4 protein-coding genes are annotated in these 6768 nt (G+C 44.7%); 3 read left to right on the top strand and 1 reads right to left on the bottom strand.

Features of this window, described 5'->3' with window-relative positions:
* Window positions 1–2516 (bottom strand): HEAT repeat domain-containing protein (locus tag B9T16_RS23950; RefSeq protein ID WP_410245952.1); only part of this gene is annotated, 2516 nt, incomplete at its 3' end.
* 111 nt (window positions 2517–2627) lie between these two features.
* Here B9T16_RS23950 and B9T16_RS23945 point away from each other — a divergent pair.
* The 3 genes from B9T16_RS23945 to B9T16_RS23935 all read left to right on the top strand — a co-directional run bounded on the left by B9T16_RS23945 (window position 2628) and on the right by B9T16_RS23935 (window position 6768).
* Complete coding sequence (locus B9T16_RS23945; RefSeq protein ID WP_410245951.1) at window positions 2628–4064, top strand: recombinase; 1437 nt, start codon at window positions 2628–2630, stop codon at window positions 4062–4064.
* A gap of 187 nt (window positions 4065–4251) precedes the next feature.
* Window positions 4252–5697 (top strand): NACHT domain-containing protein, encoded by a 1446-nt coding sequence (locus B9T16_RS23940; RefSeq protein WP_410245950.1) that lies wholly within the window; start codon window positions 4252–4254, stop codon window positions 5695–5697.
* 27 nt (window positions 5698–5724) lie between these two features.
* Window positions 5725–6768 carry a HEAT repeat domain-containing protein gene (locus B9T16_RS23935; protein ID WP_410245949.1) on the top strand — a complete coding sequence of 348 codons (1044 nt, stop codon included), beginning with the start codon at window positions 5725–5727 and terminating at the stop codon, window positions 6766–6768.

The following is a 6768-nucleotide window of genomic DNA, read 5'->3' as shown; positions in this document are numbered from 1 at the left end:
CAATACAGGGGCAGGTGTTGCAGGGATTCCCAGGTGMGGGSAGAGGCGAAAGAGGGTTCGCCGCTATGGGGGGTTTGTTCGGTGACTTCGGGATGGGGAGTGGTGGGGGGATGGTGCCATGCTTGATAAAATTCGGGATAGGGGAGATTTTCGGCACAATTCCAAAGGACTTCGTAGGATGCCTCGAATCGTTTAAAGTTGTTTTGGTAAACTTCATCGCTGAGGTTGTGTTTTAAGGCTGAGACGAACCGTACAGATTGTTTTGGTGTGGTGAGCATTCCTCTCACTTTTGCCTGTCCATATGTCAATCTCTCAGTGTTAATGAGATTAATAAAAACATCAATTGCTTGAAAATTTTCTGAGTCAACCTTGTTTAGAGCAAGAGCCAATACAAATTGTCTTGTGCGAGAGACCAAAAAATTGTCGTTTGTAATAAGCTCAGAAAGAATCTTAATGACTTGACGATTATCTTTTCCGATTATACCTAAAGCATACACTAATCTTCCACAATAAAAATCATGCCTGAATGTTTTTACAAGAGAAATTAAGGTAGGAATAATTTTATAGTTTTTGGCATCAATTCGAGCCAAATCTTTAGCAGCATGAGACCGAATATTTTCATGTTCAGCCTTGTTTTCAATAATCTTGACTAAACTCATGATTGCATTAGAATTTCCTTGACCAATTTCACCCAATGCCTCTACCGCACTACCACGGATATTCTCATCATTATCAGTATTTTCCAGAACCCTGATTAATGCTGCTATTGCATCAAAATTTCCTTGACCAATTTCACCCAATGCCTCTACCGCACTACCACGGATATTCTCATCATTATCAGTATTTTCCAAAACCCTGATTAATGCTGCTATTGCATCACGATTTCCTTGAGCAATTGTACTTAAACTAAATACCGCTCGCCTCCAGATATGCTCATTGTTCTTAGTATTGTTGATAACCCTGATTAATGCTGCTATTGCAACAAGATTTCCCTGGGGAATATATCTTAAAGCATACACTGCACTACTACGAGTCGATTCATTCTTAGAGGTTTCCATTAGTTCAACTAAAGTGATGATTGCATCAGGATTTCCCTGAGCAATTTTACCCATGCTCTTAGCCGCATCCTCACGGGTATCGTCATCCTCAGTAGTGCGGATTACTTCGAGCAATTCAGCGATAGCATCGGGATTTCCTGGAGCGATTTTCCCTAAACTCTCTGCCGCCTTCATACGGATATATTTATTCTCAGTAGTGCGGATAATTTGGAGCAATTCAGCGATAGCATCGGGATTTCCTGGAGCGATTTTCCCTAAACTCTCTGCCGCCTTCATACGGGTATCGTCATCCTCAGTAGTGCGGATAATTTGGAGCAACCCAGCGATGGCATCGGGATTTCCTTGTCCGATTTTCTCTAAATTCTCTGCCGCAAGCCAACCGGTAAGTCCATCCTCAGTGGTGCGGATAATTTGGAGTAACCCAGCGATGGCATCGGGATTTCCTTGTCCGATTGCCCCTAAACTTAATGCCGCTTCGTCCATGATATCTTCATCTAGGCAATTCTCAAGAATTGCACTCAGTTCTGAAATCGCAAGCCATCTAATGGTTTCAGATATCGCCTTTCTTGCCCATTCTTGAATCAGATTGGGAAAAATTGTCCATTTCTGTTTCTGAATATCAAACTCACCACACCCGCACTTCACCACCTGCTGCACAATATCAGTAGCCAGGGAACAAGCCTTAAACTCATTAATTCCTGCTGCTGCTAGAAAATAGGCTTTCTCTTCATAAAATCCTCTATCTACTTTCTCTTCATAAAATCCTCTATCTACTTTCTCAAAGTTCCATTCTCCACAGCCATCCTTAAACTCAATCAACCCCCGAATAAACCCCTCCTTCTCCTCATCCCCAACATCCTCACGCCCCAACCACAACAAAATTACCTGCTTCCACTGCGGTTCAAAAATATGATATCGCTTCCCCTCCACAGGACGATCGCAATGATCCTTCGGCAGAAAATAATCCCAATCCTCCACCGCCAACGCCGCGAAATACTCCGGAAACGTCGCATGATAAAAAACATAAACCGGGTCTTCCGGTTCATCCGCATCAACTCCCACCTCATTCAACCAACCCAACTTTAACGCCGTATCTAATAGAGAATCCTCGTCGGGTTCTCCCAAATATTCACAGACCAACCGATGACTTAACCGAAACCGACTCCTCTCCCCATCAAGGGATACTTTTGCTAACTCTCCTAATGCTGCATTTAACTGTTTTCTTTTCTCACTCTTCACCGGAAACTCTTTTTTCTTCCACTTATAAATATAGTCCACAAACTTTTCATACAACTTAGCTGTCGTATCCGGCAAATTTCCCTTTTTTCCTGTCCAAGTCGCACATAACAATGTTAACCGCAGGGGATTGCGGCATAAATCCTTAATCCGTTCCTTCCCCGACTCTTGCAATTCTGACCACAAGGATTCCGCTAACTGGACATCCTCACCCGCCGCCACCAACCCCCGAAACCACCTCCGGATAAACTGCGGCTACATAGCCTACAACTCCTATTCTACCGTTACTTAGGTGTTACTCAAAACCATAGCAGAGTAACAAGTGAGTAAAAAATGAGTAACGATATCAATACCCCTACAGTAGGGGGAAAGGGTAACTATGACGGGGGCTATGCTAGGTTCCTCAAGGCCTATCAGGATTTTAAGGGTGAGTGTCCTAGGGGGGTAACTCTCAAACTTCAAAAGACCGGGGTTAGGTACAATCTCTTATTGCAGTTTAAGCAACCACCAACCGGAAAACGACTACCCAAAACGGCTAACCTTGAGTGTACTCCAGAAGGGGTGATAGACGGCGTTAAGAAAGCTAAGTTGGTATCTGAAGCCCTGGGAACTATCAGCAGCGCTAGTGAGTTCTGGGATTGGTACGATAAAACCATCCTAGGGAAAAATCAGATTGAGGATAATCTGATAACCTACCGGGAAATATTTCAACAACTGGAAGATGGGTATTTTGCCGGGTACAACCGCAACACAGGACGACCGCGTTCTCGCGATATTGTCAGTGACCTATCATCTTACGAGGCTACTAAAGGAATATATTTCAGGCTGTTCCCTAACTGGGATGAATATCCTAGCTGGGAGAGTTTCAAGGCTATGCTATACACTCCCTTGCAGAATGGAGAACAATTAGTAGGCTCCAAAACCTTCAAGGAACGTTACTACATCTTAAAAGCCATAGCTGAGAAATCACCTAACAAAGAACACTTGCTTAAACAGCTTGAGCCTATTAACGCCAAACAAACACAATTCAAAAAGAAACAACGGATAGGCATCGATGCCTTTAAAGATTGGTGGTATAGCGCTAAACAAAAAGCCTATACCATTAAAAGCAATACAGTAAGCAATAACCGCCATAGTTGGTTATGGGTGACGGGTATGGCAGTAATGTATGGGTTAAGGCCTACCGAGATAGCTGCGGCCGTTAATCTAACTAAGCCATTTGTAACGGATGATGGTATCACTATCAAAGCACTGTCAGACCCTGATCATCAGGATAATTACTTGGTGCTAGGTGACTATGTTTACTTTACTGACTCAGAAGGTCGGAAAGTGAGTATTAAAACAGGAGGAAGGGTTGTAGCTCCAATTCCCAGTCCTGAAATGTTTAAACTTCTGGAATTGAAACAGCCGTTGTTACCAGAATATAGCCCTAAAAAAGGCGTTCAACCCAGAACCATAACCGGAGGTTTTGACACAAGGTTTACTCAAAAAATTTCCTCTATGAAATGCCCGGTAACCCAGAAATATGCTTTTCGTAGACTGTACAACCTGTTAGGTGAAAAGTATGGATTACCTATCGAGTTGCGAGCTAGACTTATGGGTCATAGCACAATCGTCAATGAGAGTAACTATAAAACAAAAGGGATTGACGCTACCTTAGAAGTTCTCGAAGGATGCTCTAAGTTACCTATACCGTTGAACGTAGCCATAGAACGGTTAGCAGCGTTAGGGGTTGATATTGATAGCTCTGAAGCTAAATTATTCCTTTGAGTTATCTATCAGATAGATTAATCTAATCGTCAACCTTTCATAAATTAATGCCCCTAGATTAAACCCCTAGGGGTTATTTTATGGCTACAGATTGATAGATCCTGCTATGGTTTTGAGTAACACCTAAGTAACGGTAGAATAGGAGTTGTAGGCTATGTAGCCGCAGTTTATCCGGAGGTGGTTTCCGGTGGAAGCTGACGCGGAGTCGTTGTGGTCACAGTTGCAGGCGACAGGGAAGGAACGGATTAAGGATTTATGCCGCAATCCCCTGCGGTTAACCTTGTTATGTGCGACTTGGAAGGTGGAGAATGCGCTACCGGAAACGATGGCGGAGTTGTATGAGATTTTTGTGAACTTTATTTATAACTGGAAGGGAGAAGAATTTTTATTGACAGATGAGGAAAAGGATAAATTAACAAATGAGCAAAAAGATAAATTACTAGATAAGATAAAAAATGATTTGAATGAAACTTTAGGAAAGTTGGAAAAAGTATCCCTCGATGGTGAAGTAAGCCGCTTTCGGTTAACCCATCGGTTGGTACGTCAATACTTGGGTAAACGGGAGGCTAAAAGTTCTCTGTTAAACAGAGCGTTAAAGTTGGGTTGGTTGAATGAGGTGGGGGTGGCAGCGGAAAAGCCCCGTGAGAAGGTCTATGGGTTTTATCATGCGACGTTTCAGGAGTATTTTGCAGCGTTGGCGGTGGAGGATTGGGATTATTTTCTGCCGAAGGATCATTGCGATCGTCCGGTGGAGGGGAAGCGGTATCGGATTTTTGAACCGCAGTGGAAGCAGGTGATTTTGTTGTGGTTCGGACGTGAGGATATTAAGGCTAAGGCTGAGGAGAATGAGAAGGAGAAGGAGGAGTTTATTCGTGCGTTGGTTGAGTTTGAGGATGCTTGTGGAGAGTGGAACTTTGACAAAGTAGATAGAGGATTTTATGAATACCAAGCAAATTTCATAGCTGCTGCTGCAATTAATGAATTTAAGGCTTGTTCCCTGGCAGATGAGATTGTGCGGCAGGTTGTGAGGTGGGGATTCGGTTATTTTAATACTGAAAAACAAGAATGGCGGACTTTTTTAGATCCGATCAAAGAAGCGGCGAGAGAGGTGATACCACAAACCATTAGACCCTTGGCGATCGCTGTATTGATCGAAATTATCCGCATGACTAAGAATGAAGATACCCGTAGGAAGGCGGTAGAGAGTTTAGAGCAAATCGACCCGGGAAATCCCAAGGCGATCGCTGGATTGCTCGAAGTTATCCGCACAACTGATTCTAAATATACCCAGTACCAGGTGATAGAGAGTTTAGATAAAATCGACCCGGGAAATCCAGAGGCAATCGCTGTGTTGCTTGAAATTATCCGGCGCCCTACTAAGGATGAATTGACCCGTTCGGGGGCGACATGGACTTTAAGAGAAATTGGACAAGGACATCCAGAGGCGATCGCTCGCTTGCTTGAAATTATCCGCACTACTGAGGATGAATGGACCCGTAGGCAGGCAGTAGATGGTTTAGGGGGAATCGGACAAGGAAATCCCGATGCGATCGCTCGCTTGCTTGAAATTATCCGCACTACTGAGGATGAATGGACCTGTAGGGAGGCAGTAGAGAGTTTAGGAAAAATCTGACAGGGAAATCCCAAGGCGAGCGCTGGATTGCTCGAAGTTATCCGCACCACTGATTCTAAATATACCCAGTACCAGGTGATAGAGAGTTTAGATAAAATCGACCCGGGAACAGGGAACCCGCAGGCGATCGCTGTATTGCTCGACATTATCCGCACCACTGAGAATGAAGATACCCGTTGGAAGTCGGCAGAAATTTTGGGGAAAATCGACCCTGGAAATGCCGAGGTGATTGCTGGGTTTTTCCAATTTATTCGCACGACTAAGGATTTTTTGAGATTGATTGATTTACACGGAATCATAAAAGGAAATCCTGAGCTCATCACTGGGTTAGTCAAATTTATCCACACCACTCAAGATGAATGGGCCAGTGGGGAAGCGGCTAATAGTTTAGGGCAAATCGTACAAGGAAATTCCGAGTCCATCGGTCAGTTGATCGAGATTATCCGCAACACCACTGAAGATGACTATATTCGTTGTCAGGCGGCTAATAGTTTAGGGAAAATCGACCCGGGAAATCCAGAAGCGATCGCGGCCTTAGAAGAAATCTTATGGGATGCTGGGGCTGATAAGTACACCCGTGGGCGAGCAGCCGAGAGTTTAGGGGAAATCGCCCCAGGGAACCCGCAGGCGATCGCCGCCTTAGTGGAAATCTTACGGGATGCTGGTGCTGATGATTCCACCCGTAGGCAAGCAGCCGAGAGTTTAGGGGAAATCGACCCGGGAAATCCAGAGGCGATCGCTGCCTTAGAGGAAATCTTACGGGATGCTGGTGCTGATGATTTCACCCGTTGGCGAGCAGCCAATAGTTTAGAAACAATCGCCCCAGGGAACCCGCAGGCGATCGCCGCATTAGAGGAAATCTTACGGGATGCTGGTGCTGATAATGACATCCGTAGCCGAGCAGCTTGGAGTTTAGGGGAAATCGCCCCAGGGAATCAGCAGGCGATCGCCGCATTAGAGGAAATCTTACGGGATGCTGGAGCTGATGATGACACCCGTTGGCTAGCAGCCGAGAGTTTAGAGAAAATACTCACCACACGCAACACTATGCAGGAGTCGTCTCCGCCTTAA

It is taken from the genome of Arthrospira sp. PCC 8006 (assembly GCF_046480465.1).
Classification (GTDB): domain Bacteria; phylum Cyanobacteriota; class Cyanobacteriia; order Cyanobacteriales; family Microcoleaceae; genus Limnospira; species Limnospira platensis.
The sequence above is the reverse complement of the archived record's forward strand: the minus strand, read 5'-3'. Positions and strand labels throughout refer to the sequence as shown.